The organism is Mesorhizobium silamurunense, assembly GCF_014843905.1.
Lineage (GTDB): Bacteria > Pseudomonadota > Alphaproteobacteria > Rhizobiales > Rhizobiaceae > Mesorhizobium > Mesorhizobium silamurunense.
Window position 1 is genome coordinate 1 of record NZ_LPVS01000202.1, and the last position, 1051, is coordinate 1051.

1 protein-coding gene is annotated in these 1051 nt (G+C 63.4%); it reads left to right on the forward strand.

All coding sequences use genetic code 11. The features are described from left to right. Positions 1-1051 (forward strand): IS630 family transposase (locus tag AU465_RS33060; protein ID WP_210325371.1); only part of this gene is annotated, 1051 nt, incomplete at both ends.

Consider the following 1051-nt stretch of genomic DNA (forward strand, 5'->3'; position numbering starts at 1 on the left):
TTTCGTCGATTGATCGCCTGCGCCTGAATGCGCTGATCCGGGATCGCAATGCACCACAGAAGCACGTTTGGCGCGCCGAGATCATTCTGTTGAGCAGCGACGGCGTGGGGACCGTCGAGATCATGCGGCAAACCGGCAAGTCCAAGACCTGCGTGTGGCGCTGGCAGGAGCGCTTCGCCGCCGAAGGCTTCGAAGGACTGTTGCGCGACAAGACGCGGCCTTCGCGCATTGCGCCGCTCCGACCGGAAGTGGCCGAGCGCGTGGTGGCGCTGACATTGCAGGACCCGCCGGGCGAGACGACGCACTGGACCGCGGACATGATGGCGCAAGCGGCTGGCATCAGCGCCAGCGCTGTGCGTCGCATCTGGAAGGCGCACGGGCTGCAGCCCAACCGCTGGCGCCAGTTCAAGCTCTCCAACGATCCGCAGTTCGTCGACAAACTGCGCGACGTCGTCGGCCTTTATGTCGATCCACCGGCCCACGCCATCGTGCTGTCGGTCGACGAAAAGAGCCAGATCCAGGCGCTCGACCGCACCCAGCCCGGCCTGCCGATGAAAAAGGGAAGGCTCGGCACCATGACACATGACTACAAGCGCAACGGCACGACCACCCTGTTTGCCGCCCTCAACGTGCTCGACGGCACCGTTATCGGCAAGAACATGCAGCGCCATCGCCATCAGGAGTTCATCCGCTTCCTCAACGCCATCGAGGCGCAAGTTCCGGTCAGCAAGGCCGTCCACGTCGTCCTCGACAACTACGCCGCCCACAAGCACCCGAAGGTGCGCGCTTGGCTCGACCGCCATCAGCGCTTCACCTTCCACTTCACGCCGACCTCGTGCTCGTGGCTCAACGCGGTCGAGGGCTTCTTCGCAAAGCTGTCGAAGCGTCGCCTCAGGCGCGGCGTCTTCCACTCCGTCGTCGATCTCCAGGCCGCAATCAACCGCTTCCTCGAAGAACACAACCAGCAACCAAAGCCCTTCCATTGGACCGCCGACCCCGACAAGATCATTGCCGCCGTCAAACGTGGGCACCAAGTGTTAGATTCCATCCA